The following is a 26,505-nucleotide window of genomic DNA, read 5'->3' as shown; positions in this document are numbered from 1 at the left end:
AATATCGCTGCGCTTTTTTTAATTCACGGTTAGGGTGTCACTAACGGCAACCGATACCGACTCTGACAGCGGCAGCACGTCGCAGATCTTGCTCATCACGGATGTCTTTGCCTGTGAACCCATCTTGAATGATGGCCTGAACGTCAACCCCTAATGCCGCTTGATAGGCCATACGAAAGCGCTCGGCTTGTGGGTAGGGTTGTTGCTCGAGATTGAGGCGACCTAGATGATCTGCTTTACAGCACAGCAGCACATCGTTGAGAAAATCGGGCTTACGCCACACGTTAAGCTGTCCAAAAATTTTAATGAATGTCGTCGCCTTTAGCTCTGCGGCTCGATGCACGTTTGAGTGCTGAGCACACACCGCGACAGCAAGATCCCGAAAGTCATTTGGAATACGAATTCTCTGACACAGTGCTTTGATGATCTTCTGCCCTGTATGAGTATGCATTTTATGACTTGGCCATTCGCTTTCTGGGGTGATGCCTTTGCCTAGGTCGTGTACCTGAGCGGCAAAGCGAACAGTGGCTTTATCACTGAGCAACGCTGCTTGTTTTGCCACCATTAAGGTGTGGATCCCCGTATCGATTTCTGGGTGCCACTGCTCGGGTTGCGGAACGCCAAATAGAGCGTCTATCTCGGGCAGTACCACCGCAAGTGCGCCGCAAGCTCTGAGTGTCTCAAGAAACACTTCAGGGTGTTGGGTTAATAAAGACTTGTGCCACTCCTGCCAAACACGCTCGGCTGTCAGGTGCTGTAACTCACCGTTATCGACAATCATTGACATTAATTGCAGGGTTTCTTTCGCGATAGTAAAGCCAAGGTGATGTAACTTTGCTGCAAATCGTGCGACACGCAGCACTCGTAGGGGATCTTCAACAAACGCTGGTGACACATGTCTTAAAATGCGCTGGCTAAGATCTTGTTGGCCATTATAGGGGTCAACTATCTGACCATCACTATCTTGCGCCATGGCGTTGATGGTCAGATCGCGACGTTGTAGATCATCTTCTAACGTCACGTCGGGTGAAGAGAAGCATTCAAAACCAGTATAACCTTTTCCGGCTTTGCGCTCTGTCCTGGCAAGGGCATACTCTTGTTTGGTCTTGGGGTGCAAGAAAACAGGAAAGTCCTTTCCAACCGCTTGAAAGCCTTTGGCCAGCATTTGTTGAGGGGTCGAGCCGACAACGACCCAATCTTGATCGTAACACTCGATTGCCAATAATTTATCGCGGACAGCCCCGCCAACCAGATACGCTTTCAACGAATCCTCACATCATCTAAGTTGTATTGCTGCTCAGTATAACCCATTTGCCATTAACGTTTCATTTTGTGATGTATTGGCGACTTTATTGCTCGAATTGCGCGCGCGCTATCACGATGAGTGCTTTGCTTAATGATATCGCTGATATACTGGTTGGCATTAATATCTGGCGGTGTTACTTTCGAGGACATTAAAATCTAAGGGTTGCTGTATGTATAAGGATTATTTTGGCTTTTTTGAGGTGCCATTTTCGATAGTGCCAAGCTCTCGTTACCTCTTCTTAAGTCAGCGTCACAGAGAAGCAATGCAGCATTTGCAGGCGGGGCTAGGTGACGGTGGTGGATTTGCCATGTTAACTGGCGAAGTGGGCACTGGAAAAACCACGGTTGCTAAAGCGATGTTAGCTTCTCTGGATGATAAAACACGTGCTGGTCTGATACTCAACCCGACCTTTACCAGTCTGGATCTACTCGAAGCAATTTGTGATGAATTTCATCTGCATTACCCCGAAAAAGCGACCCTAAAGCAGCTGAGCCAGTGTATCTATCAATTTTTACAACTCAATGATAGTCAGGGCATTCAGACCCTAGTTGTGATTGACGAAGCGCAGCATTTAGCCGCTGATGTACTCGAGCAACTACGACTACTTACCAACTTAGAGACCGATGACAGAAAGTTGTTAAAGGTACTATTGATTGGTCAGCCGGAGCTCCAGGAGAAATTGCGCACCACTCAGTTGCGACAATTGTCTCAACGAATCACTGGCCGCTACCATCTTTTACCCCTAACAGAAGGCGAAATCCGCCAGTATATTGAATTTCGCCTAAGTACTGCTGGTGGCAGTATGGATGTGTTTACCCGCTCAGCAATCAGTACATTGGCTCGTGAAAGTCAGGGGATCCCTAGGCTTATTAACTTATTGGCCGATAAATCCCTGCAGTATGCATTTCATTCTGGCGTAAAGCAGGTCAGTAAAGATATCGCTCAAAAAGCCAGTCAGGATGTATTGTCTTTTCAGGCTCCAAATTTCTCGAGTTCAGTTCAAGAGCCGCATTCCGATAAGGCGAGTTATCTCAGCTATGCCATTGTTAGTGCGTTGGGTCTGGGGATTGCGACGGGCGTATATTGGCAGTCTGATAACATTGCCCCTTACTTGGATAAGCTTCGTTCCAGTAACAGCCTTGACAATCGGGCTATCGAACCTCTTGTCGCTACTTCGCCTGCGCCGGAGTCTTCACCTGAGCAAGTCGAGGATACGAATGTTGCTGCTAGTGTAACGCAGGCTGAAAGCTCTTTGCCGCCCGCCTTCGAGCAAGCCTTGAGAGAAAGCTCGGATCAGGTTCAAGCGGTTCGTGAGCTTTATAAATTATGGGGCTATCAGGCATCGGTGATGGATGGCATTTGTGAAGGACAAAGTAATGGGTTATTTCAATGTCGCTCTTATCTCGGTTCTTTGGCGCAAATTGAAGCATTGAACTTCCCAGTGGTATTGCAATTGAACATTGAACAAATGCGCTCTTTTGCTGTGCTGTATCGACTTGAAGACGCTGTGGCAGAAATACTTGTTGCAGACCAAAGAGTGCAGGTGCCAAGAGCATGGCTAGAGCAGGTGTGGTACGGAGAGTATATCTCTATATGGCAAAGGCAACTATCTGATACCTTAAAGGTGCACGACCAGGGCCCGCAAGTGCGCATACTTGATGACAAACTCTCTCAGGTACTGGGGGTTTCGCCGTTGGGACGCGACATATTTGACAGTGCACTGAAACAAAAAGTACAGGTATTCCAACGTTGGCAAAATATGGATGTGGATGGAATCGCAGGAAAAAATACGTTGAAACGCCTTGAGTTACTGACCCAAACTGAGGCTCCAGAATTGACTTTTAGCCCGACAGAAAGCCTACAACAAGGAGCATCGCGATGAGTCGTAACGGATTAAGCTTGGGGTTTTCAGTTTGCGCCGTCACCATACCGAGTGTTGTGGTAATTGGTTATCTTTTATTACAACCAGTCTCCCAACTTCAGCCTCGACAGGATAGAGTGGTTGCAAGTGAGTCTTCCCAAGTTGAAGTGGTTAAAGTTGAAGTGGCTAAAAGAGTCGATGAACAGGAAGCTAAATCTTACGATGTGCAATTCGTCATTCTCAATTACCCTAATTTCAGCAAGCTCAAAGCCTTGCCACAACCAGAGGTAAATCGTGATCAGCAAAGCCTTATTGCTGAAGTATCGAGTTCTATGGGTGAGAATTTATCCCTTCGAACTGACGCACAGAGCGAGCCGCCTTTTTCATTGGAAGAGTTAGACTTAAGTGAGTTATCGCCGCGAGTGGCGCAGCAGGTTAAAACCGCTCTCAATCATCGTCAGTACAATGAGAATAGTGAAGCGGCTTTGCAGCAACAGATTCAGTTAGAGAAAAATGAACAACGCTATCAAGGGCGCTTGCCCGCTCTAAATCTTCAAACGCACATGTATTCAAATGATACTCAGCGACGTTGGGTGAAGATTAATGGGATTGAGTTTAAAGAAGGAGAAGCGCTTAATAATCTTGTTGAACTTATCCTAATAGAACCACGTTCAGTGACCATTCGTTTTGACAACGAGCTAATCAAAATTCCAGCACTTTATGAGTGGAATGGCTGAAAAAAAACGCCTTGCGATAGCAAGGCGTTTTTCAACAATTTGGTCGTTACAAGCATTTATGCCCAACCGTTTGGAGACTTCTTACGGCGAGGGATGATATGTGGAAGAATCAAGCCTAATAGTAGACCGATACCTGCAACACCGCCACCGTACATGAAGTACTTCAGCAGAAGGTCTTCTTTTTGCGTATCAAGCCTTGCGCGAAGTTCGCGGATCTCAGACTGAGAAGAGGTCAGCTGGTTGCTGATGTCTGAGTAGTTTTGCTCAAGCTCAGCAATTTGCTTATTACGCGCATCAAGAGAGCTTGCAAGGCCGGCTTTTTCACTGTCTGCGTTTTGGCGAGCGTTAGCAAGCTGAGATTTTACTTGAGTGAGCTCTTTCTCAAGTCGTGGCAACCTGACAGCCATGCTCTCTTGCTTCATGACAAACTTAGACTCAATCCAACCTTTACGGCCGCGAGCATCAAGTATTTGCGAATAGCCAGTATCGCGATTCGTTGAAAGTAGTTTCACCTTGTCACCAGCATCGATGCTGCCAATGATGCGGAACTGGTTGCTTGGGCCAGAATGCATATAGGTAAAGAGTTGATCGGCAACATAGCGATCTTGTGCTAAAGCAGCTGGTGCAGCCAGCATTGCAACAAAGATCATGCAGATTAGTTTTTTCACGGCAAGTCCCTTAACAATTTCTTCAATGGGAAGTCATATTACGCATGGAGTTGAATTCGCAAAGCGAAGGCTTCGTAATTGCAACTCTCAAATTGTACACTATTTGGTTGGTGCAAATAGTATGAAGTTTCTGCGAGTGGTGCAACTAAGAAGGGAGGCTGAGCCTCCCTTTATGTGCTTTTGAGCCAATTATGACGTGAGCTTCACATCATTCTGACTTTAATGGCATGACGTTTAGCCGACAAATACAGCAAGCATACCGTAGTAGAATACGACAGCAAGTAGTGCACCAGCTGGTAGTGTAACAATCCAAGATGCCACGATGTTACGCACAACACCTAGGTTAAGCGCAGCAATACCACGAGCAAAACCTACACCTAATACCGCACCCACAAGCGTTTGTGTGGTCGAGATTGGTAAGCCAGTCCCCGATGCCAGTACAACAGTACATGCTGTTGCCAGCTGGGCAGCAAAACCACGGCTAGGCGTTAGTTCAGTGATACCTGTACCTACCGTTGCCATTACTTTGTGTCCCATCGTTGCAAGGCCAACCACGATACCAATACCGCCAAGAGGAAGGATCCACCAAGCAATGGTACTTTTTGTGGTGATTTCGCCCATGTGCTCAACTGTTGAAACAACAGCAGATAGAGGGCCAATAGCGTTGGCTACGTCGTTTGAACCGTGAGCAAATGCCATCGCACAAGCTGTGATAACCATTAAAACACTAAAGATACCTTCAACACCTGCGAATCCGTGCTCTTCTTCGCGGCTTGCAAATTTACGTTGAATGTAAATGTAACCCGCGACCATAACCGCGGTAGAAACCGCAGCTGCCCAGAACCAGGCTTCGCCATTGCTCAGGTGCAACCCAACGTGCTTAAGGCCTTTCTTAATGGTTACAAGCGCAATAACCATAGTGGTAATGAACATGTAAACAGGTACAAAACGCTTCGCATTGAACAGTGGCTTTTCGGTATCGAAAATCAATCGCTGTGCACTGACGAAAATGACATAAGCGAAGAAACCAGATATCACAGGAGTGACAACCCAGCTACCAACGATGCCTTTTACAGAAGCCCAATCTACTGCTTCAGTACCCACTGAAACACAAGCAAAACCAATAATGGCGCCAATGATTGAGTGTGTTGTAGAAACTGGCCAGCCCATATATGAAGCAAGTAGTAGCCATGTTCCTGCGGCTAGAAGCGATGACATCATGCCAAAAACAAGAATGTCAGGTTGGTGTGCAAAGAGAGATGTTTCAATAACCCCTTTACGAATTGTATCGGTAACTTCACCGCCCGCAAGGTAAGCCCCGGCGAACTCAAAGATCATCGCAATGATGATGGCTTGTTTTACTGTTAGTGCTTTGGAACCAACAGAAGTACCCATTGCATTGGCAACATCATTTGCACCGATACCGATCGCCATTAAGAAACCGAAAAGCGCTGCAATAATAATTAGGATAGTGCCGTAGTTTGCAAGAATATCCATCGTAATACCTAGTTTTGTTTTTAATAACAAGCGGAGTAAGCGAGACGCTAATCACACCTAAATGATGTTTGTGACCGACGCCTTTGAATTCTTACTCTTTGTTATTGAGTTAACATATGAATTATGAGCGTGATAGCATTAGTTCAAGACGAGCGCCAACACGCTGAGCTTGATCTGCAATACCACCGACCCATTCAAGAATCTTATAGAGGAACATGATGTCAATTGGATTGTGTTCATGTTCGATAGCCATTAGCTGTTGACGAAGTTCGATCTGCATTGCGTCAGTATCATCTTCGATAACATCGAGCTGATGGATCATTTCAGCAACAAGAGTCACTTCGCGACCTTTAAAGCCTGTCTCTAGTAGTTCGTCCAACTCATTAATGACTTTCTGAGCTTGATTTGCTGCGTCAAGACAACGCTTTACGTACGCAATAAAGTTTTCTTGTAGTGGTTGTGGGATGACAAGTTGACGGCCGTAAACACGACCAGCAATGTCTTTTGCTAGGTTGGCAAGTTTATCCTGCTGTGTTAATAGCTCTAGCATATCAGTGCGATCAACAGGTAAGAATAAACCTCTAGGAAGCTTAAGGCGGATTTCGCGCTTCAATACGTCGGCTTCTTTCTCTAAATGAGAAATTTGTGCACGGATTTCAGACGCTTTTTCCCAATCACCTTTAGAACTTGTTTCAAAGAAGTTCACAAGATGAGAGCAACATTCATTTACGCACACAACGTGGCGCTGCAAAGGTTTAATAGGGGACTTTGCAAATAACCCCATAATCGTATTGACTGGCATGGTCGTTCAACCTTATTAATATAACCTGAATAGAACATACACCAATTTCGAGGTGAAATGTTGAGCGGTGGCTATAAAGGCGCGCATGTTAACCTAATAAATCTCTTATTTAAACTGTTTTAGATCATCATTTGGGTGATCTTTGCCTCTTGCCGATGAGGATAATTGCCAATATCCTGTGGGTATCGTCTTTGAAAGGTATCGCTATGGAAACCGAGATAGAACTGAAGTTTTTTGTTTCACCTGAATTTTCAGAAATTTTACGCCGTAAGATTTCCGAAACCAAAGTACTTCAGCACAGTTGTCGAGAGCTTGGAAATACGTATTTCGACACGCCTGACAACTGGCTACGACAGCATGATATTGGCTTACGTATTCGACGCTACGAAGAGGTCTACGTACAAACCATGAAAACGGCTGGTCGTGTGGTTGCCGGACTGCACCAACGACCTGAATTCAACGCCGAACACACATCCAATGATCCCGACCTCACGCTTCACCCTAGTGACGTTTATCCGCCGGGAAAATCGATAGCGGAGTTGCAGTCGCAATTGGTTGCTATATTTTCAACTGACTTTACCCGAGAACAATGGCTGGTCGGTATGCCCGATGGTAGCCAGATTGAGGTTGCATACGACGTAGGTCGGGTGACCTCTGGCGAGCTTGAGTATCCTATTTGCGAAGTCGAATTAGAGCTTAAATCGGGACAAACCGATGCACTGTTTACACTTGCCCGTGATTTTAGTGATGAGGGTGGGGTTCGCCTTGGTAACTTAAGCAAAGCGGCACGTGGCTATCGTCTTGCTATGGAGTATGAAGGTGATCCGGTCAAAACATTGGATTTGGTGGAAACCCAAAGTGATGATTCCGTAGAAACTTGTTTCATCAATTCTCTTGAGCATGCGCTAGAGCATTGGCATTATCATGAGCAAATCTACGTAGAGCAGGAATCAATAGCGGCGCTGCACGAAATCAGTAACGCGATTAGCCTTATTCGTCAAACTCTTACTGTATTTGGCAGCATCGTTCCTCGTCGTGCGAGTGCCATTATTCGTCAGGAGCTAAAATGGCTTGAAGAAGAGTTAACTTGGTTGAAGACTTACGATTGTCTAGAAGATTTACTCGAGGATAAAGGTCACGTACTGAGAAAGCTGGACGCAAGAAAATTCTTAGTTTCAGAGCTTAAGGAGCAATTGCTTGATCTCCCAGAGCGAGAGGACGTGCTAACACTGATCCACTCCGCTCGTTATGCTGGCTTGTTGTTGGATTTGAGCCGCTGGATCCTATCACGTGGCTGGCAGCCGTTTCTTGATGATAAAGCGCGGACCAAAATGTCGCGTGACATTCGTCCGTTTTCCGTTAAACAACTCACCAGAACTTGGGCTGACTTGGTCGAAGCTTTCCCAGTCGAAAAAGAACTCAATAGACAAGAGTACATCGACCAACAATATCGATTGATGCGTAACCTCTATACTGGTGTCGGTTTTGCGAGTTTATATGATATTCAAGAGCGCAATAGTTTTCGATTGCCGTGGGCCGACTTACTGCAGGGTATCGACGATCTATTGATGTTACAACCATTGGAAAAACTCGTTGATAAACTTGAGGGCGATGAGCGAGAGCAGCTTAAGCGTTGGTTGAACCGTCAAGAACACTCGATTCTTCACGCGATGGAACAGACTCGACAAATCAGCCTAGAGGCTGAGCCATATTGGCAATCCTAGCCATGATGTCAATACGTATCAAAGAGGCCTCAGGGCCTCTTTTTTTGTTTGCCCAGCGAATGCGTGCTTCTGTATGAAGGGCTGCGTGGGGGGGGCAGAAGTAAAAACTGTGCAGTCGATCGTATCTTAATACACTCCGAGCACAAATCACTTTAGTTTAACGTCACAGTGTCGATAAAAAGTAATACGCATATTCGCACACTGACGTTGTTGATAGGCTAGAGATCACAAATATCAGGACAAATGCCAAGTAAGTGTCAATTAAGACATAGGGTTAGCCTTCATTTTGATATTATGTTTTTTCATACGAGGCTCGAAATAAATAATAGTGGCAAGTGAAACTTGTAGCAGGGCTGTTGCATTAATTATTACCACAGCAAGCAATGAGTAAGTTATGGCGATCGAAATCGTACTCTTAAACGATAAGAATTAATGGAGAATTAACAATGACAACCATGGTCTTTAAGCCTTGGGAGCGAATCATTACGGATATTCGTCTCGTTCCTAAAATGGTCATACTAATGGTATTTAGTACTGTGCTACTGATTGGCAAACAGCTTTGGGATGCGAGCACGTTCTATGACTCATTATTGGCAGCAACGCAAAATGTCGAAGTGGCTCAGCAACACTATGAAGCGTATCTGGTTCAGGTAGCTTGGCAAACGGCTTTGATGATTGTCTTGTTTGTGGTTCTGCTCATCGCGGCGGCTCGCATTATGTTGCGTCAAACACAATATTTGAGTGACTCCATCAAGCGTATGGCAGACAAGGACTTGTCACAGTCAATCGAGATGGATTGCAAAGATGAATATGGTGACGTTGCTCGCGAGCTTGAGCGCACACGAATTCAACTTCATGATGTAATAAAAATGCAGGTATCGACCTCACAGGAATTGTTTTCACTTACTGAAGTCATGACTTTGAGTATGTCTGAGACCAAAGAATCGGCGCAAGAAGAGTTTAATGAAATTGACCAGCTTGCCACCGCTATGAGTGAAATGAGTTCTACGGTTCAAACGGTTGCTGATCACGCTCAAAGTGCATCACAATTGACGGAGCAAGCGTCAGAGCAAGCAGGTACAGGCCAGCGCTTTGTGCAAGGTACAGTGACGAAGATGAACGAACTGTCTAATGACATTGCAGCGTCGGCTCAAGCCGTAAACCAAGTTGAAGAACGAGTGGATTCTATTGGCAGTGTCGTTGGCACTATTCAAGGCATCTCAGAGCAAACCAATCTACTGGCACTTAATGCAGCCATAGAAGCGGCGCGAGCGGGCGAAGCTGGTCGAGGCTTTGCTGTGGTCGCAGACGAAGTTCGTAACCTTGCACAGCGCACCCAACAAGCGACTGTTGAAATACAAGAAATGATTACTCAGCTGCAAAATAGCGCTAACTCAGCGGTAGAGTTGATGGAGAAAAGCGTAGTTGAAGCCGCGGAAGGGGTCGATCTGGTCACCAATGCGGGAACAGAGCTGGATGGCATTGTTTCGCAAGTGCATCAGATTAATGATATGAATTTCCAAATAGCCACCGCTGCGGGTCAGCAAAGTAGTGTGGCGGAAGAGATGAACCAAAACCTGACGAATGTTAGGGAGCTGGTAGAAGCCTCTGTCGTGGTGGTGACTGAGTTACTAGAAACATCGGAAATAATGCAAAGTAATGCAGAAGAGCTTGACGGTAAGATCCAATCTTTCAAGGTGTAATGCTGACACGAATATAGACATAAAAAAAGCCCATACGCGGGCTTTTTTAGTTTTTAAAGCGTTGGGTAGTTAACGCATTGATCTCTGTTATTCGTTCGCTTGAGTTTCTTGTTCACTGTCGGTCGCAACAGGCGCTAGATCCAAAACTTGGTTGTCGATCAGACGAGCTTTACCTAGGTAGGCAGACATCAAAATGACCGCTTGAGTAGAGTTGGCTGTGATAGGTTGCAAGGTTTTCGCATCACGAATAAATATTTCATCGGGTTGAAGATCGGCCGCTCTTAGCTGATCTTCAGCGTCTTCGATAACGGAATTGTAATCGTCACGTCCACCCCGGATGGCACTACTGATCCAACGCATTGTCTTTGCTAATACAGGAGCGCGTTGACGCTCGTCCATGGTTAGATAGCCATTGCGAGAACTCATTGCTAAGCCGTCAAGTTCACGTACCGTTGCGACACCGACAATCTCGATGTTCATTGCAAGATCTTCGGTCATTTGACGGATCAAGGCCAGTTGCTGGTAATCTTTTTCACCAAAACAGGCAACGTCTGGCTGAACAATATTGAACAGCTTAGCAACAATAGTTGAGACCCCACGAAAGTGACCTGGACGCGATGCACCTTCTAACATCGTTGAGATCCCCGGAACTTCAACAAATGTTTGCTTATCAAGCCCTTTTGGGTACATCACCTCAGGTGTGGGGGTGAACACCACATCTACGCCTTCTAAATTCAGCTTGCTGAGATCTTCTTCAAGCGTTCGAGGGTAATTGTTGAGGTCGTCAGCACGATCAAATTGCATTGGGTTGACAAAAATGCTGGCAACAACCACATCAGCATACTCACGCGCTTTTCGCACTAGAGTCAAATGCCCATCGTGTAGATTACCCATAGTCGGAACAAACGCGATACGGCGCTGTTCTCGTTTAAATTGAGCGATTTGTGCCCTAAGCTCAGCAATGTCAGCAAAAGTGTGCATAGCGCCCCCTAGGCAATCGTGTGAGCGTCGTCAGGGAACGCTCCGCTTTCAACATCGGCAATATATTTTGCCACTGCTTTTCGCATGTCACCGGTTTCTTCTAGGAAGTTTTTCGAGAACTTAGGCATATAGTTCGCTGAAATGCCGAACATATCATGCATTACTAAGATCTGGCCATCGGTTACATTACCTGCACCAATGCCGATAACAGGCACGTCTAATGCTTCAGTAATGCGTTGCGCCAATTCTGCTGGAACGCACTCAAGCAAGATGATTTGTGCGCCAGCATCTTGCAAAGCAAGAGCATCACGAACCATCTTGTCGGCATTTTTCTGATCGCGGCCTTGAACCTTATAACCACCAAAAATATTCACGCTCTGAGGTGTCAAACCAAGGTGTGCACAGACAGGAACAGCGCGTTCAGTTAGCATACGTACGGTATCCACCAACCAGTCACTGCCTTCAAGCTTGACCATGTTAGCACCTGCTTGCATCAGCGTCGCTGCGTTCATGCATGCCTGCTCAGGCGTCGAGTAACTCATAAACGGCATATCAGCCATTAATAAGCAGTTTGGGCTTCCTGCACGCACACAGCGCGTGTGATATGCAATTTCATCGACAGTTACAGCAAGCGTATCGTTTTTCCCTTGAAGTACCATTCCAAGCGAATCACCGACTAGCAGTAGCGGCATGCTCTGGCTTTCGAATAGCGAAGAAAAACTTGCATCATAAGCGGTAGAAGTCGCAAATTTGCGTCCTTCTTTTTTCCACTTCATAAGATCATTTATGGTGATTTTTTTCATTTTAGTTCCTTACTTGGGGATGGCTCTATTGGCCATACGCTTAACCCGTTGCGATCCACTTCTTTGAGCAGTTCAGCGAGTTGAGTCCCGTCAGGTAGTTGTAAACTTGGTGCGATTTCAGCGAGCGGGTAGAGCACAAACTCGCGCTCTTTCATTCCATAGTGAGGAACAGTAAGACGTTCGGAATCGATCACCTCATTGCCGTAAAGAATAATATCCAGATCCAGAGTTCTTGGGCCCCATCTCTCATCTTTACGGACACGCCCTTGCTCTAGTTCGATCCGTTGCGTGCAATCGAGCAGTTCAAGAGGCGTTAATTGGGTTTTAATTTCCACAACAGCATTGATGTAATCGGGTTGGTCTTGAGGACCCATTGGTCGACTACAATAGAGCGACGAACTGGCAATCCACTCACTGTTGGGCAGTAAGTGTAATGCTGCGATCGCTTCGTTAGCTTGTGAAACGGGGTCAGACACATTGCTGCCCACGGCAATGAAACAGGAAATCATTGGCTGCTCTTTGCCTTTTTCGAGCGTGGATTTCTGCGACGTCGGTAGCCCGATTTACTACCGCTACTACCGAGGTCGCTTACCATGGCTTGACGCATATTACGGCCAGCGTTCTGGAATGTATTCCACCACTTGGCCAATTCTTCTGTTTCGCCTTTTTCGACCTCGCCACGCATTTCTAAGAAATCGTAACCAGCTCGGAATTTATTGAGCTCCATGAGTCGGTAGGCTCGTTTTCCGGTTCGGCGAGATAATCTCTGTTGTAACTGCCAGATCTCGCGAATGGTTGCGGTATGACGACGAGGAATGGCGATAGATTTAACCTGCTCATCAAGGATGATGTTGCTGGCTTCCATGATGGCGTCGTATTCAGATAACTGGCGAGTTTCCATCAACTGCTTGGCGCACTCCGTCATTGGGTACCATAAGATCGCTGCAAACATAAAGGCAGGGTTGATGCGCTTGCCTTCCTCAATGCGAAGGTCGGTAGAGTCTAGTACCAGATCGAGCATTTCTTCTGTTGGTGAAGAGTAGTCTTCGGTAAACTGTTGCGCTACGGTTGGAAATAGCTGCTGAAATAGATTGTACTCTCTCATCAAATGGTAGGTTTCTAAACCTTGGCCAGATTGAAGCAATTTCAAAGATTCTTCAAATAGGCGCGCTGATGGAATATCCCTAAGTAGCGGCGCCAATTGCTCGATTGGATCTGCCGTGTCTTCCTCGATGTCAAAATCTAGCTTCGCGGCAAAACGAATCGCGCGCAGCATACGAACAGGATCTTCACGGTATCGTGTTTCTGGATCGCCGATCAGGCGAATCAGTTTGTCATTGAGATCCTCAATACCACCCGCGTAGTCGTGGATACTGTAGTCGGCAATGTTGTAGTACATTGCATTGATGGAGAAATCACGACGTTCTGCATCTTCGTCGATTGTGCCGTAGACATTGTCGCGAAGCAGCATACCCTCTTTCGACTGCTGAGAGATGTTTTTTTCAGTATCTTGGTGATGACCACGGAACGTCGCGACTTCGATAATATCGCGACCGAACATAATATGAGCCAATCTGAACCGTCTGCCAATTAGACGGCAATTACGAAACAGTTTTTTGATTTCTTCAGGTGTTGCATTGGTCGCGATGTCGAAATCTTTTGGATGGCCATCAAGCAGCAGATCTCGGACACCTCCACCGACAAGAAAGGCATCAAAACCCGCTCCATTTAGTCGATAGAGTACTTTTAAAGCATTGTCGCTGATCTGCTTGCGCGAAATATTGTGTTCTTCGCGGCCATAGACCTGCAGATCAATATCGTCATAGGTATTGTGAGTGTGCTGTGATTTTTCTATTTTATTCATCATCTTAACGCAATTGAGGCAATTAATGAGCCGTTTGTGTTCGGCCAGTTAAGCGCCTATCACTTGAATTTTGCCGCTAATAATAGCCTAGAGAGGGGCGTTTGAGAATCTTGGTATGATATTGAGTGCGTCTGGCAGTTGATTTATTTGCCAGTTTTTCACTCCCCAAGCCAATATTTTTTCTATTGATAACGCGCCTACGTCATTGTCTATTTTAAACCCTAAAAACGCCATAGCATTAAGCAGTGTCGGTTTTGGATTGCCTAAATCGATGGCAGTGGCATGATTTTGTTTTGACAGTTTATTGCCATTCTTGTCTATTGCTAACGGCAAATGGATATAGCTAACCGGTGTTTGACCGAGAGTTTGATACAAACTCATCTGTCGCCCCGTCGGTTCAATTAAATCTGCGCCACGCACTACTTCAGTGACACCCTGGTAGATGTCATCAAGCACCACTGCAAGGTTATATGCAAATAGGCCATCGCGACGTTTAATAATAAAGTCTTCTTGAGCCAAGGGCGTAGGTATTGTCATCGTACCGTGCTTTTGGTCTTCAAACGACTCAACAGGGTGAAGCATGCGCAGTCTTACCGCGCAATTTGTAACGCCGCTAAGCTGCTTACTTCGGCAGGTACCGAGATAGTAACCACCGGCTTCTTTGATCTGTTTTCGGGTACATTGGCATAAATATGCCTGACCTTGCTCTAACCACTGATCGATTTGTGCTTGATAATGGTTGAGTCGCTGACTTTGGTAAAGAACCTCATCGTCCCAATGCAGGTGGTAGACTTTTAAGGTTTTTAAAATAAGCTCTGCTGCACCGGCAACTTCTCGCGGAGGATCAATGTCTTCTATTCGAACTAACCACTTGCCTTGATTCGCCCGCGCTTGAAAATAGCTACCGAGTGCGGCAATCAATGAACCGAAGTGTAAAGGACCAGAAGGTGAGGGAGCGAATCTACCAATGTACATAATGTTAGATGGGTATTGTTAGCGAAATAAACGGGTGAAGGTACATGATCAAAAAAGGGAGCTTTGCTCCCTTTTCTTTTTTTAGCCTTGCATCTGTCTTTCTTTGATTTCCGCAAGTGTTTTGCAGTCAATACAAAGATCAGCCGTTGGGCGAGCTTCTAAGCGGCGGATACCGATTTCGATACCACACGACTCACAAAAACCGAAATCGTCGTCTTCGATTTTGGTCAGCGTTTTTTCGATCTTTTTGATCAATCGACGCTCACGATCGCGGTTACGCAATTCCAAGCTAAATTCTTCTTCTTGTGAAGCTCTGTCAACCGGGTCAGGAAAGTTCGCGGCTTCGTCTTGCATGTGATGCACAGTACGATCAACTTCTTCCCTAAGTTGGTTGCGCCAAGCGTCTAAAATTGTTCTAAAATGAGCCAGTTGCTCAGGTGACATGTACTCTTCACCTGCTTTCTCTTGGTATGGCTCAACCCCTGCAATGGCTAGGATGCCTAGCGCTTTTTTCTTAGATTCTGGCATACAGCATCTCCTACTAACACCTAGTCAACTGTTTGAACAGCTATTTTAAGGCGGGTATCTATAGCAAAAAGAAATGCATGTGGCAAATGATGTTTGTTAAAGTTCTTCTCTATGTGAAGTGAAATCAGTTTTATTTGAACTCTACACGTGAGAACAGCGATATTTCATTCTCAGAAAAATTCGCTTTATAACAAAGCACTTCGACACCTGCGTCTCTTGCTTGCTCTAATAATTGTGAATATTTCGCATCTATATGGTGTGCAATGGACACTTTTTCAATACCTGAGTGTAAAACTGAGAACAATAATACGGCTCTGCTTCCACTTTTGGCCATTTCTGTGAGCTCTCGCAGATGCTTCTGTCCGCGCACCGTTTGAGCATCAGGAAAGTAACCCTGACCGGGTTTAGTGTCATCAAGCAATGTGACGCTTTTGACTTCAATGTAACAATTATCACGCTCACTATCTTGTAACAAAATATCTATTCGGCTGTTTTCACTGCCGTATTTGACTTCGGTTTTTAAGCTTTGATATCCCTGTAGCTCTTGAATGACACCTGCTTGGATCGCCTCTACGGCCAGAGTGTTGGCTCTTATCGTATTCACACAAATGCTATGCCCTTGCTTAGTTTGGCTCAATTCCCAACTATTGGGGTATTTTCTTTTCGGATTGTCTGAAGTTGAGTACCAAACGGTGTTACCTGCCTCAGCACAACCAGTCATTGCCCCTGTGTTAGCACAATGAATAGTCAAGGGTTCTTGGTCTGGCTTGATGATGTCCGCGAGGAAGCGTTTGTAACGCTTTATCAAGGTTCCCTTCTTTAACGGGGGATCAAAGTGCATTTCAAGTCCGTTTTTGATTAGAATACAAAGCAACATTACATCATAAGGTGTTTACATTGTCACAATTGCCCATTGAAAAAGTGATGCCCCGATTGCTCGAGGCGCTATCACATTCCCGACAAGTTATTTTGAAGGCTGCCACCGGAGCGGGGAAATCGACTCACTTTCCACTCACGTTGGTCAAGCAGGGCTGTGTGCAAGGAAAAATAGTCATGCTGGAGCCAAGGCGTCTGGCGGCGCGAAGTATTGCTTATTATCTCGCTAAATGTCTGGGCGAGTCGGTAGGCGAGACTGTTGGTTATCGTATTCGCGGAGACGTTAAAACCAGTTCATCAACACAACTCGAGATAGTGACCGAAGGGGTGTTAACCCGAATGTTGCAAGATGATCCTGAGTTGACGGGTATTGATCTTGTCATCTTTGACGAATTTCACGAGCGCAGTTTGCACGCTGATACGGCGCTGGCATTTACGCTCGAGGTTCAGGAAGCGCTTAGGGATGATCTAACCGTGGTTATCATGTCTGCGACCTTAGAGCGCGAAACACTTGAACCGATAATGCCTGACGCGGCCTACATAGAGTCACAAGGACGCAGTTATCCGGTTGATATTCGTTATTCGCCATTGCGCCATAATGAGCCGTTAGCGGCCGCTATGAGTCGCATCATTTGTCATTTGATGGCGAACGAAAAAGGATCTTTATTAGCGTTCCTACCGGGAGTCTCGGCAATAAAGCGCGTACAGCAATCTTTAGCGTTGAGTGAGGGTTTTGAAGTGTGTCCGCTGTATGGCCAGCTTGATTTACACCAGCAGCAAAAAGCGATTCAACCAGCTGCGCCCGGACAAAGAAAGGTCGTTTTAGCGACCAATATTGCCGAAACCTCCTTGACGATAGAAGGCATTCGAATGGTGGTTGACTCTGGCTTGGAGAAAACGAGCTCGTTTGATTTAAAAACCGGCATCCTCAAGCTGGAGCAGTCGCGCATTGCTCAGTCGTCTTCAGTGCAGCGTACCGGGCGAGCCGGGCGGCTAGAAGAAGGGGTGTGCGTGCGTCTGTACAGTGAATCACAATTTGAGCAACAACCGCTCTCGTCAACACCCGAGATCCTGCGCAGTGATTTAGCCAGCCTGGTACTGGAATTACGCCGCTGGGGCTGCAGTGATGAAACGTCAATGAAGTGGCTCGATCACCCTAAGAAAGCCAATATTGAGCAAGCTAATGAGTTACTACATGCGTTGGCGCTTATCGGCGATAATGGGCAACTGACTCGCATTGGTGAAAGAGCTTATGGTTTGGGCTTAGAGCCCCGACTCGCGAGCATGGTCTTACAATCCTTAAGCAAAGGGAGTGAATTTGCGCATGCCGCGATTGCATTGAGCTGTCTATTGGAAGAAAAAGAACGCGTTGGCAATGATATAAGTATAAGTTTGCATCGCTGGCAGATGGGGAGTCACAGCAAAACCCACACGATGAACCGCCGCGCAAACATGCTGGCTCGAAGGGTGCAATGTCAATTTGATGTGCAGAAGGTTCAAGAATCTTTACTTGGATTTGTCGCAGCGTTAGCGTATCCCGATAGAATAGCCCAGCTTCGTTGTGGATCTGGTGGAGCCTTTCTACTTGCCAATGGCCACGGAGCGATGATTGAAGACGCACTTGCGTTAGCTGAAAATGATTATTTGGTGGCGTTAGATCTGCTAAATAGCGGCCGTGGTAACAGTCAGATCCATCTGGCCGTCGCGGTTGATGTCAGTCAGCTTAAACAGCATGCCAGTGCGTTATTTCGCAGTGAAGAGATCCTAGATTGGGACGATGCTAAGGGGCGAGTTATTTGTGCCCAAAAGACCTATTTGGGCCGCTTAGAAGTAGAAAATATTGAGCGGCCAATTCCAAGTAGTGTCAATGTTGCTCAGGCGCTGGCGGGTTATGTGCGTCGCAAAGGTCTTACTGTGCTTAATTGGCAAGCGAAAGATCTTGAGTTGCTAGAACGGATCCGTTGCGCGGGCGACTGGTTACCAGAATTGGATTGGCCTGATTTTAGTGACGCGTCATTACACAACGAATTAGACCTATGGTTAGAGCCATTTCTGATCGGCGTAAATTCAGCTAAGGCACTGCGGAAATTAAATTTACAACCTGCATTGGAAGCTCGGCTTGGTTGGAAAAGGCAACAGAAGCTCAATGAATTGCTGCCCACATATCTTGTCGTTGCTTCAGGGGCAAATAAAAAAATCCGATACCAGAGCGGTCACCCCCCAATGCTATCAGTAAAGTTACAGGAAATGTTTGGTGAAAAGTGCTCACCAACCATTGCCAACAATACTCAGGCAGTGGTGCTAGAGTTGCTGTCACCAGCACAAAGACCATTGCAGATAACACGTGATCTCGCGGCATTTTGGCAAGGCGCCTATCGCGAGGTACAAAAAGAAATGAAAGGTCGCTACCCCAAACATCCTTGGCCTGATGATCCGATAAATCATCAAGCGACCAATAAAACCAAAAGACAATTAAATTCATGAGCAGTAATCATAAAGGGGCGGCCCCAAAAAAGAGCCCAACACAAAAACCGGCCACTCGCAGTGCGAAGGCGAAAACTCGCGTCAAAGGCAAAAAGCGAGCTACATCGCGTAAAAAACGCGGTGCAAAAAAGCCGTTGGGACAGCGTCTTTGGTCAATAGGCTGGAAACTTGGCCTAGTAGGTTTGGTCGTTTTCGGGACCATTGGCTACTATCTCGATCAAGTCGTACAAGATCGTTTCGAAGGTAAACTATTTGATCTGCCTACTGTGGTTTACGCGCGCGTACTGGATTTATCAGTAGGGGATGAGATCACTCTACAAGAAGTACGCAACGAGCTTGATGTGCTGAATTACCGCAAAGTTCGTCAACCCAAACGTCCCGGAGAATACGCCGCTTCATCGACCAAGATTGAATTGATTCGTCGCCCTTTTGAGTTTACAGACGGTGCGGAATCCGATCGTCATGTCATGCTCTATTTTGATGATGTTAGTTTGCTACGCATCCAATCACGTGAGAAGCAAGGGGATTTAGGCTTTCTACGCATTGAGCCCAAAATGCTTGGAATGCTTGAAAAAAGTACCGACGAGCAGCGATTGTTCTTAAGGCGCGATCAGTTTCCTGAGTTTCTGGTTGATGCTTTGTTGGCCACTGAAGACCGAGACTTCTATCAACATGATGGTATATCACCGGTTGCCATTGCTCGCGCCTTGGTTGCGAACGTAAGAGCAGGACGAACGGTTCAGGGCGGAAGCACCCTCACACAACAGTTGGCAAAGAACTTGTTCTTAACCAAAGAGCGTACGATTTGGCGTAAATTACGTGAAGCCTACATCGCATTGATCCTTGATTACCGCTACAGCAAAGATGAAATCCTTGAAGCCTATTTGAACGAAGTCTATTTAGGGCAAAGTGGTGGAGAAGCGGTACATGGGTTTGGACTGGCTGCTCGCCTGTATTTTGGGCAACCAGTAGAAGAACTTAGAATTGATCAATTAGCCCTGTTAGTGGGTATGGTTAAGGGGCCGTCGTATTACAATCCAATTCGTTATCCAGAGCGAGCCAAAGAGCGTCGAGATCTGGTCTTAAGATTGATGATGCAACAAGAATTTCTTAGCGCCAGTCAATTTGAAATGGCAGCAAGCCGCGGTCTAGATTTGCAGAAAAATCCAAGGATAGCCAGTCGTCAACCTGCGTACTTTCAACAGGTGCAACGAGAGTTGAAGCAGCAGGTGGGTAATGCGTTTAAATCAGACAGTGGCATTCGCGTTTTCACGTCGTTAGATCCTGTGTCGCAAGATAAATTGGAGAAAGCGATCGCAAGTCGTGTACCTAAGCTAGAGAAAACCGCCGGACAAGGATTGGAAGCGGCCGCCATTGCTGTCGACAGAAACACCGGTGAGATCCGCGCCATGGTGGGGGGGAAACGGGCGGGCTACAGTGGCTTTAATCGTGCATTGAGCGCGAGTCGTCCCATTGGTTCTTTGGTGAAACCTGCGGTGTTCTTGACCGCACTAGAGCAGCCAGAGCAATATGATCTTGCAACCACATTGCAAGACAAACCTGTGACCCTAAAAGGAAGTCAAGGCAATATCTGGACGCCACGAAACTACGATCGTGAATTTCGAGGAGATGTACCGCTTTACGAAGCGTTGGCAAAATCTCTCAATGTCCCAACGGTTCGACTGGGTATGTCATTGGGCATCAAAAATGTCGCGGACAGCTTAGTGCGGTTAGGTATTGATAAAAATGAGATCCGACATGTCCCAGCGATGTTTCTGGGGGCGATTTCTTTGACGCCTTTTCAGGTGTCGCAAATGTATCAGACGCTAACCAACTCCGGACGTCAAGCGCCACTGTCGGCTTTGCGATCGGTGGTTTCAGTCGATGGTAAGATACTGTATCAATCTCTTCCTAAAGCATCGCAGAAAGTCCCTCAACAAGCGGCTTGGCTAACAACTTATGCGATGAAGAAAGGGGTTGCCGAAGGCACCGGACGTTTCCTTACTCACCAATTTGCTTGGGCCGCATTAGCCGGGAAAACAGGCACCAGTAATGATACTCGCGACAGCTGGTTTGTGGGGGTTGATGGCCGAGAAGTCACCACGATTTGGGTTGGACGAGACGACAACAAAAGTACCAAGCTAACGGGCTCTAGTGGTGCGTTGCGCGTTTACAACGACTACTTGAATGCCAGGATTCCAGAAAAGCTCACATTGCCGTGGCCCAAGGGCATCACGATGGTCGGATTTTCGCAAGCTCGAAGCGGGGCATTAGAGCTCGATTGTGGTAATGGTTTTGAATTACCTGTATGGGATGAAACCGGAGATATCAAAGCAAGCTGTGATAGTCAGCCTAAGCAGTGGATCAAGAACTTATTTAACTGGTAACGTCACTTGCGATAAACAAAGTACTTTCATTCTTAGATGGAATCAGGCAATTTATTGATATAATGAATTCAATGGTCATGTCGTTTAAGGATGAATGTGAGACGCTTATCTCAAGCCATTATTGTTTTTGCTGTCGGAGCTTTCAATAGTGCATTTGCGGCTGGCACTACACCAGAAAGCGAAGTTCGTGCTGAACTAGAACGTCCCAAAATAGGGGTAGTTCTTGCTGGCGGTGGTGCTAAAGGCGCCGCGCACATCGGTGTGCTCAAAGCTCTTGAAGAAATGTCGATTCCTGTAGATATTATCACTGGAACGAGTATGGGGGCGTATGTCGGCGGTCTATACGCGACAGGTATGAGCGCAGACGAAATCGAAAGCTTTATCTATACCGTAAACTGGAATGAAGGCTATGTGGATAGAGTTGAGCGTAGCCAACGTCGAGTGCGGGATAAAGAATACGAGGACCGCTACCAGATCCGCACCGATATTGGCTTGCATTGGGGGTCAATACAAGCGCCTACTGGCGTGGTTCAAGGCCAGAGCATGCTGCGTATTTTGCGCAGAACAACGGGGAATTTATCCTCCTTTGATTCTTTTGATGAACTTGCCATTCCCTACCGTTCGGTAGCCACTGACATTGTCAATCTAGAGCCCGTTATTCTCGAAAATGGCTACTTGGTGGACGCGATGATGGCTAGCATGTCAGTTCCGGGAGCGTTACCGCCCTACAAGCTCGACGGGCGGCTACTCGTTGATGGCGGGGTGACGGATAATATGCCAGTGAAATTGGCTAAGGAAATGGGGGCTGACATTATCATTGCTGTTGATATCAGTAGTGACTATAAGACAGAGAAAGATTTTAGCAGTTTTTTTAGTGTCGGTGAGCAACTATCCAATTACCTAGTGCGGCGAAGCACAGAGCAGCAAAAACAATTCCTTGATGAAGAGGATGTTTATCTCAAACCAAACGTAGGCCAATTTTCCACCACCGATTTTTCGATTATGCCGATCGCCTATCAACGCGGTTACGATGAAACTCGCCAGCAGCAGGAGCTGTTGGCGAGTTTGGCAGTATCCGCTTCTCAATATCAGGCATACATAGATAGAAAGCAGAACGCTCGACGAACCTTAAAGTACGGTGATGAAGTGGTTGTTGATAATATCAATATCAACAACCAAAGCCATTACAGCGACGAACTATTAAAAAGCCGCTTGGATTTGCGGCCTAACAAGGTGATAGCCACTGACGAGATCGAAAATAAAATAGAAGGCCTCTATGCACTGGATCGCTTTGAGCTGATTACCTACGAATACCAAGAAGTAGACAATGAAACTATTCTTGCTGTTGATGTAAAAGAGAAATCCTGGGGGCCCAATTACGTCGACTTCCGCTTTTTTCTAGAAGAGGATTTTAACGCCAATAGTGTGTACGCCATTGGAGTATCAACTAACTTTACGGGGTTGAACGAACGGGGGGCTGAGCTGCGATTGAATATCGATATGGGCACAGACAAGCGATTTGAAAGTGAGCTGTACTCACCATTTATGTTCAACCAAGACTATTTTTCGCTGTTTACCGTTACCTATAACAGTGATAAACGTAATGTGTTATTTGATGGCGATACTTCAAGGCCAGCGTTAGAAGGCAGTGCCGATTATGTGCCGATCAGTTATCGTGAGTTGGAAGGCCAAATTGCGGTCGGCTACCAACCGACGCTGTGGCAAGAGATCCGAACTGGGGCACGCATCACTAGCGGTAATACCACGGTATCTCCTTTGCCATCGGCAGGAGAATTTGATTTTAATCGTCGAGGGTTATTTGCCAACTATAAACTTGACACTCTAGATGACTTTAGTTTACCAACTAAGGGGTGGCTCCTGAACTTAGAGTACCTCTACTCTCACGATAAAGGTGAACAGACTCTTGGTGCTCCAGTCGATAACTTAGATTATTACGCTCAAGAGATCACTGCGCAGCTAAAACACGCTCGAACATTTGCTCGACATACGTTGGTCGGTTCGCTCGATTATGGTGCCATCAATACCGAGAATGAATCAGTAACCGTAAGCCCCAAAACCTTGGGCGGTTTTTTGAACTTTTCAGGCATACCGCGCGATAGCCTTGTTGGACAGAATAAAGCTTACGCCAGTATGGTGTATCGTTATCGATGGTTCGACAATGACTTTGGCATGTTCAAAAGCCCTGTCTACGTAGGAGCATCGGCCGAGTATGGAGGGGTATGGAGTGATCAGTCTGTCAGTTTATCTGATGCACCCCTGTTTTTAGCCGGCTCTGTGTTTGCTGGTATAGACTCGCCAGTAGGGCCGATTATGCTCTCATATGGGCAAGTCGAAACGGGCCTATATTCATTTTATTTGATCATTGGTACCACATTCAATTGAGGTGTCAATTTATCTGAAGAGTGGCAAAAAGGATGCAAAACAGCTCTAACTTTAGTCTAAAAGAGTAATTTTTCATCGCAACATGCTATGTTGGTCAAATTGATAAGATTTTAATTTATCGTTAAATTTGCTATTCTTCGCCCCACAGTTTGGCCTCTCTGGCACTGTTCATTAATTCTACTTGATGACGTCGTTGGCAAGGGAGAGCCAAGTTTCCAAGGATGTCCACTCCTAATTCTAATTATTCAGGAGGGACCGCAATGAGAGGAAGAAGTCGTGCTTGAAGCCTATCGTAAACACGTCGAAGAGCGTGCCGCTGAAGGAGTTGTACCTAAACCATTAGATGCTGAGCAAGTTTCTGGACTTGTTGAACTTCTGAAAAGCCCACCTCAAGGTGAAGAAGAATTCATTCTTGATCTACTAGAAAACCGCATTCCACCAGGCGTTGATGAAGCTGCTTATGTCAAAGCGGGTTTCTTAACGGCTGTCACCAAAGGTGAAGTTAGCTCACCACTTGTTAGCCGTGAAAAGGCCACTGAACTGCTTGGTACTATGCAAGGCGGTTATAACATCGAATCTCTCGTCTCTTTGCTTGATGATGCCGATTTAGCTCCTTTGGCGGTTAAGGCTCTGTCTCATACCCTGCTAATGTTTGACGCGTTTTATGATGTTGAAGAGAAAGCAAAAGCAGGTAATGCTTCTGCAAAACAAGTTCTTCAATCTTGGGCTGATGCGGACTGGTTCACTTCAAAAGACAAAGTAGCGGAAAAGATCACCGTTAAAGTATTTAAAGTCACTGGTGAAACAAACACCGATGACCTGTCCCCAGCTCCAGATGCTTGGTCACGTCCAGATATTCCAGTGCACGCGAAAGCGATGCTGAAGATGGAACGTGAGGGTATTACTCCTGACGAACAGGGTAGCGTTGGTCCAATCAATCAAATTGAAGAAATGCAAAAAGACGGTATTCCACTGGCGTATGTTGGTGATGTAGTCGGTACCGGTTCTTCACGTAAATCGGCGACAAACTCAGTACTTTGGTTCATGGGTGACGATATCCCATTTGTACCAAACAAACGCACTGGCGGTGTTTGTTTAGGTGGCAAGATCGCCCCAATCTTCTATAACACAATGGAAGATTCAGGCGCGCTACCGATCGAACTCAACGTACAAGACATGAACATGGGTGATGTCATTGATATCTTCCCTTATGAAGGTGTTGTTCGTAAAGCTGGTGCGGAAATCTCTAGCTTCAAGCTAAGTGATGTACTGCTTGATGAAGTACGTGCTGGTGGCCGTATTCCACTGATTATCGGTCGTGGTTTAACGAGTCGAGCTCGTGCATCTCTTGGTCTAGAAGAAACGGATCTGTTTGCTAAACCTATTGATCCTTCTGCCTCTGATAAAGGTTATACGCTAGCTCAGAAGATGGTAGGTAAAGCATGTGGTGTTGAAGGTGTTCGTGCAGGTCAATACTGCGAGCCTAAGATGACAACAGTTGGTTCTCAAGATACTACCGGTCCTATGACTCGTGATGAGCTTAAAGACCTGGCTTGTCTTGGTTTCTCAGCAGACCTTGTCATGCAGTCTTTCTGTCACACATCAGCATACCCCAAACCAGTCGATGTAAACACTCACCATACACTGCCTGATTTCATCATGAACCGTGCGGGTGTGTCACTTCGTCCGGGTGACGGTGTTATCCACTCATGGCTGAACCGTATGCTTCTTCCTGATACTGTAGGTACAGGTGGTGACTCACATACTCGTTTCCCTCTCGGTATTTCATTTCCTGCGGGTTCTGGTCTAGTTGCATTTGCAGCAGCGACAGGTGTAATGCCTCTTGATATGCCAGAATCAATCCTTGTTCGTTTCAAAGGTGAAATGCAACCGGGTATTACACTACGTGACTTGGTACATGCGATTCCTCTTTACGGCATCAAGCAAGGTCTGCTTACTGTTGAAAAAGCCGGTAAGATCAACGAATTCTCTGGTCGTGTACTAGAGATTGAAGGAGTTGAGCACCTGTCTGTTGAACAAGCATTTGAGCTTTCTGATGCATCTGCTGAGCGTTCTGCTGCAGGTTGTACGGTTAAGTTGTCCCAAGAGTCTATCTCCGAGTACCTGAACTCGAATATCGTTATGCTTAAGTGGATGATTGCTGAAGGTTACGGTGATGTTCGTACGATCGAACGTCGTATCACAGCAATGGAAGAGTGGCTAGCGAACCCTGAGTTGTTATCTGCTGATTCAGATGCTGAATACGCTCATGTTATCGAGATTGACCTTGCTGACATCGACCAACCAATCCTATGTGCACCAAACGACCCAGATGATGCTCGTCTTCTCTCTGACGTTCAAGGTACAGAGATTCAAGAAGTGTTCATCGGTTCTTGTATGACGAACATTGGTCACTTCCGTGCTGCAGGTAAGATGCTAGAGGAGTTTAACGGCTCGCTAAATACTCGCCTGTGGGTTGCTCCGCCGACGAAGATGGATAAAGATCAACTGACAGAAGAAGGTTACTACGGTATCTTCGGTCGTGCTGGGGTTCGTATTGAAACTCCGGGTTGTTCTCTATGTATGGGGAACCAAGCTCGAGTTGCTGATAATGCGACAGTCATGTCAACGTCGACACGTAACTTCCCTAACCGTTTGGGTACGGGCGCTAATGTTTATCTAGCTTCTGCTGAACTTGCTGCGGTTGGCGCGATTCTTGGTCGCATTCCAACGAAAGAAGAGTATCTAGAGTACTCTTCGAAGATAGATGCAACAGCAGCAGATACATATCGTTACTTGAATTTCCATAAAATGGCAGAGTACACAGACAAAGCAGACACGGTTATTTTCCAAGAACCGGCATAAACGCTGACTGCTAAAAAAATAAAAAGCCGCTGTCACTGAAA

Annotated in this window: 19 protein-coding genes; 8 read left to right on the top strand and 11 right to left on the bottom strand. The window is 46.2% G+C overall.

What is annotated here, in order from left to right:
• Positions 1–40: 40 nt before the first annotated feature.
• A complete protein-coding gene (locus LNL84_RS14225; protein WP_244358235.1) occupies positions 41–1,264 on the bottom strand; it encodes a multifunctional CCA addition/repair protein in 1,224 nt (407 codons plus the stop codon).
• Between the two features lie 211 nt (positions 1,265–1,475).
• Here LNL84_RS14225 and LNL84_RS14220 point away from each other — a divergent pair, with 211 nt between their 5' ends.
• On the top strand, positions 1,476–3,188 hold the full coding sequence (locus LNL84_RS14220) for an ExeA family protein (protein ID WP_244358234.1): 1,713 nt from the start codon (positions 1,476–1,478) through the stop codon (positions 3,186–3,188).
• Entirely contained in the window at positions 3,185–3,904 is a 720-nt protein-coding gene (locus LNL84_RS14215; RefSeq protein ID WP_244358233.1) for a general secretion pathway protein GspB, read from the top strand. The genes LNL84_RS14220 and LNL84_RS14215 overlap by 4 nt, the downstream gene beginning before the upstream one ends.
• A gap of 56 nt (positions 3,905–3,960) precedes the next feature.
• Here LNL84_RS14215 and LNL84_RS14210 read toward each other — a convergent pair whose 3' ends face one another.
• The 3 genes from LNL84_RS14210 to LNL84_RS14200 all read right to left on the bottom strand — a co-directional run bounded on the left by LNL84_RS14210 (position 3,961) and on the right by LNL84_RS14200 (position 6,871).
• Positions 3,961–4,572 carry a TIGR04211 family SH3 domain-containing protein gene (locus LNL84_RS14210; RefSeq protein WP_244358232.1) on the bottom strand — a complete coding sequence of 204 codons (612 nt, stop codon included), beginning with the start codon at positions 4,570–4,572 and terminating at the stop codon, positions 3,961–3,963.
• Between the two features lie 234 nt (positions 4,573–4,806).
• On the bottom strand, positions 4,807–6,069 hold the full coding sequence (locus LNL84_RS14205) for an inorganic phosphate transporter (protein ID WP_244358231.1): 1,263 nt from the start codon (positions 6,067–6,069) through the stop codon (positions 4,807–4,809).
• 121 nt (positions 6,070–6,190) lie between these two features.
• Positions 6,191–6,871, bottom strand: coding sequence for a TIGR00153 family protein (locus LNL84_RS14200; RefSeq protein ID WP_244358230.1), 681 nt, complete (start codon positions 6,869–6,871; stop codon positions 6,191–6,193).
• A 206-nt stretch (positions 6,872–7,077) separates the two neighbouring features.
• Here LNL84_RS14200 and LNL84_RS14195 point away from each other — a divergent pair, with 206 nt between their 5' ends.
• A complete protein-coding gene (locus tag LNL84_RS14195; protein WP_244358229.1) occupies positions 7,078–8,595 on the top strand; it encodes a CYTH and CHAD domain-containing protein in 1,518 nt (505 codons plus the stop codon).
• A gap of 446 nt (positions 8,596–9,041) precedes the next feature.
• Complete coding sequence (locus tag LNL84_RS14190; protein ID WP_244358228.1) at positions 9,042–10,298, top strand: methyl-accepting chemotaxis protein; 1,257 nt, start codon at positions 9,042–9,044, stop codon at positions 10,296–10,298.
• Between the two features lie 87 nt (positions 10,299–10,385).
• Here the strand turns inward: LNL84_RS14190 and panC are convergent, their stop codons facing one another.
• The 7 genes from panC to sfsA form a co-directional block, all read right to left on the bottom strand.
• Positions 10,386–11,279: a pantoate--beta-alanine ligase gene (gene panC / locus LNL84_RS14185; RefSeq protein ID WP_244358227.1), complete on the bottom strand. Its 894-nt coding sequence runs from the start codon at positions 11,277–11,279 to the stop codon at positions 10,386–10,388.
• An 8-nt stretch (positions 11,280–11,287) separates the two neighbouring features.
• Complete coding sequence (gene panB / locus LNL84_RS14180) at positions 11,288–12,082, bottom strand: 3-methyl-2-oxobutanoate hydroxymethyltransferase (protein ID WP_244358226.1); 795 nt, start codon at positions 12,080–12,082, stop codon at positions 11,288–11,290.
• Positions 12,079–12,591 carry a 2-amino-4-hydroxy-6-hydroxymethyldihydropteridine diphosphokinase gene (gene folK, locus LNL84_RS14175; RefSeq protein WP_244358225.1) on the bottom strand — a complete coding sequence of 171 codons (513 nt, stop codon included), beginning with the start codon at positions 12,589–12,591 and terminating at the stop codon, positions 12,079–12,081. The genes panB and folK overlap by 4 nt, the downstream gene beginning before the upstream one ends.
• Positions 12,588–13,946, bottom strand: a complete 1,359-nt coding sequence (gene pcnB / locus LNL84_RS14170; protein WP_244358311.1) for a polynucleotide adenylyltransferase PcnB — start codon at positions 13,944–13,946, stop codon at positions 12,588–12,590. Before pcnB ends, folK begins: the two co-directional genes overlap by 4 nt.
• An 87-nt stretch (positions 13,947–14,033) precedes the next feature.
• Positions 14,034–14,921 (bottom strand): tRNA glutamyl-Q(34) synthetase GluQRS, encoded by an 888-nt coding sequence (gluQRS, locus tag LNL84_RS14165; protein WP_244358224.1) that lies wholly within the window; start codon positions 14,919–14,921, stop codon positions 14,034–14,036.
• Positions 14,922–15,002: 81 nt separating this feature from the next.
• Positions 15,003–15,449 carry an RNA polymerase-binding protein DksA gene (gene dksA, locus LNL84_RS14160; protein ID WP_244358223.1) on the bottom strand — a complete coding sequence of 149 codons (447 nt, stop codon included), beginning with the start codon at positions 15,447–15,449 and terminating at the stop codon, positions 15,003–15,005.
• Positions 15,450–15,579: 130 nt separating this feature from the next.
• Positions 15,580–16,290 carry a DNA/RNA nuclease SfsA gene (gene sfsA, locus LNL84_RS14155; RefSeq protein WP_244358222.1) on the bottom strand — a complete coding sequence of 237 codons (711 nt, stop codon included), beginning with the start codon at positions 16,288–16,290 and terminating at the stop codon, positions 15,580–15,582.
• Between the two features lie 83 nt (positions 16,291–16,373).
• Between sfsA and hrpB the strand changes: the two genes are divergently transcribed.
• The 4 genes from hrpB (at position 16,374) to acnB (ending at position 26,464) form a co-directional block, all read left to right on the top strand.
• On the top strand, positions 16,374–18,809 hold the full coding sequence (hrpB, locus tag LNL84_RS14150) for an ATP-dependent helicase HrpB (protein ID WP_244358310.1): 2,436 nt from the start codon (positions 16,374–16,376) through the stop codon (positions 18,807–18,809).
• Positions 18,806–21,196, top strand: coding sequence for a penicillin-binding protein 1B (gene mrcB / locus LNL84_RS14145; protein WP_244358221.1), 2,391 nt, complete (start codon positions 18,806–18,808; stop codon positions 21,194–21,196). The genes hrpB and mrcB overlap by 4 nt, the downstream gene beginning before the upstream one ends.
• A gap of 96 nt (positions 21,197–21,292) precedes the next feature.
• Positions 21,293–23,599 carry a patatin-like phospholipase family protein gene (locus LNL84_RS14140; RefSeq protein ID WP_425244311.1) on the top strand — a complete coding sequence of 769 codons (2,307 nt, stop codon included), beginning with the start codon at positions 21,293–21,295 and terminating at the stop codon, positions 23,597–23,599.
• A 276-nt stretch (positions 23,600–23,875) separates the two neighbouring features.
• Positions 23,876–26,464 carry a bifunctional aconitate hydratase 2/2-methylisocitrate dehydratase gene (gene acnB / locus LNL84_RS14135; RefSeq protein WP_244358219.1) on the top strand — a complete coding sequence of 863 codons (2,589 nt, stop codon included), beginning with the start codon at positions 23,876–23,878 and terminating at the stop codon, positions 26,462–26,464.
• Positions 26,465–26,505 lie beyond the last annotated feature (41 nt).

The organism is Vibrio gelatinilyticus, assembly GCF_022836845.1.
Taxonomy (GTDB): domain Bacteria; phylum Pseudomonadota; class Gammaproteobacteria; order Enterobacterales; family Vibrionaceae; genus Vibrio; species Vibrio gelatinilyticus.
This window is presented reverse-complemented; position numbering and strand designations above follow the sequence as displayed.

Excerpts from the sequence above, each read along its gene's own strand:
- LNL84_RS14220 (WP_244358234.1), top strand. The coding sequence starts at position 1,476 with ATGTATAAGGATTATTTTGGCTTTTTTGAGGTGCCATTTTCGATAGTG.
- LNL84_RS14215 (WP_244358233.1), top strand. The coding sequence starts at position 3,185 with ATGAGTCGTAACGGATTAAGCTTGGGGTTTTCAGTTTGCGCCGTCACC.
- LNL84_RS14205 (WP_244358231.1), bottom strand. The coding sequence starts at position 6,069 with ATGGATATTCTTGCAAACTACGGCACTATCCTAATTATTATTGCAGCG.
- LNL84_RS14200 (WP_244358230.1), bottom strand. The coding sequence starts at position 6,871 with ATGCCAGTCAATACGATTATGGGGTTATTTGCAAAGTCCCCTATTAAA.
- LNL84_RS14195 (WP_244358229.1), top strand. The coding sequence starts at position 7,078 with ATGGAAACCGAGATAGAACTGAAGTTTTTTGTTTCACCTGAATTTTCA.
- LNL84_RS14190 (WP_244358228.1), top strand. The coding sequence starts at position 9,042 with ATGACAACCATGGTCTTTAAGCCTTGGGAGCGAATCATTACGGATATT.
- panC (WP_244358227.1), bottom strand. The coding sequence starts at position 11,279 with ATGCACACTTTTGCTGACATTGCTGAGCTTAGGGCACAAATCGCTCAA.
- panB (WP_244358226.1), bottom strand. The coding sequence starts at position 12,082 with ATGAAAAAAATCACCATAAATGATCTTATGAAGTGGAAAAAAGAAGGA.
- folK (WP_244358225.1), bottom strand. The coding sequence starts at position 12,591 with ATGATTTCCTGTTTCATTGCCGTGGGCAGCAATGTGTCTGACCCCGTT.
- pcnB (WP_244358311.1), bottom strand. The coding sequence starts at position 13,946 with ATGAATAAAATAGAAAAATCACAGCACACTCACAATACCTATGACGAT.
- gluQRS (WP_244358224.1), bottom strand. The coding sequence starts at position 14,921 with ATGTACATTGGTAGATTCGCTCCCTCACCTTCTGGTCCTTTACACTTC.
- dksA (WP_244358223.1), bottom strand. The coding sequence starts at position 15,449 with ATGCCAGAATCTAAGAAAAAAGCGCTAGGCATCCTAGCCATTGCAGGG.
- sfsA (WP_244358222.1), bottom strand. The coding sequence starts at position 16,290 with ATGCACTTTGATCCCCCGTTAAAGAAGGGAACCTTGATAAAGCGTTAC.
- hrpB (WP_244358310.1), top strand. The coding sequence starts at position 16,374 with ATGCCCCGATTGCTCGAGGCGCTATCACATTCCCGACAAGTTATTTTG.
- mrcB (WP_244358221.1), top strand. The coding sequence starts at position 18,806 with ATGAGCAGTAATCATAAAGGGGCGGCCCCAAAAAAGAGCCCAACACAA.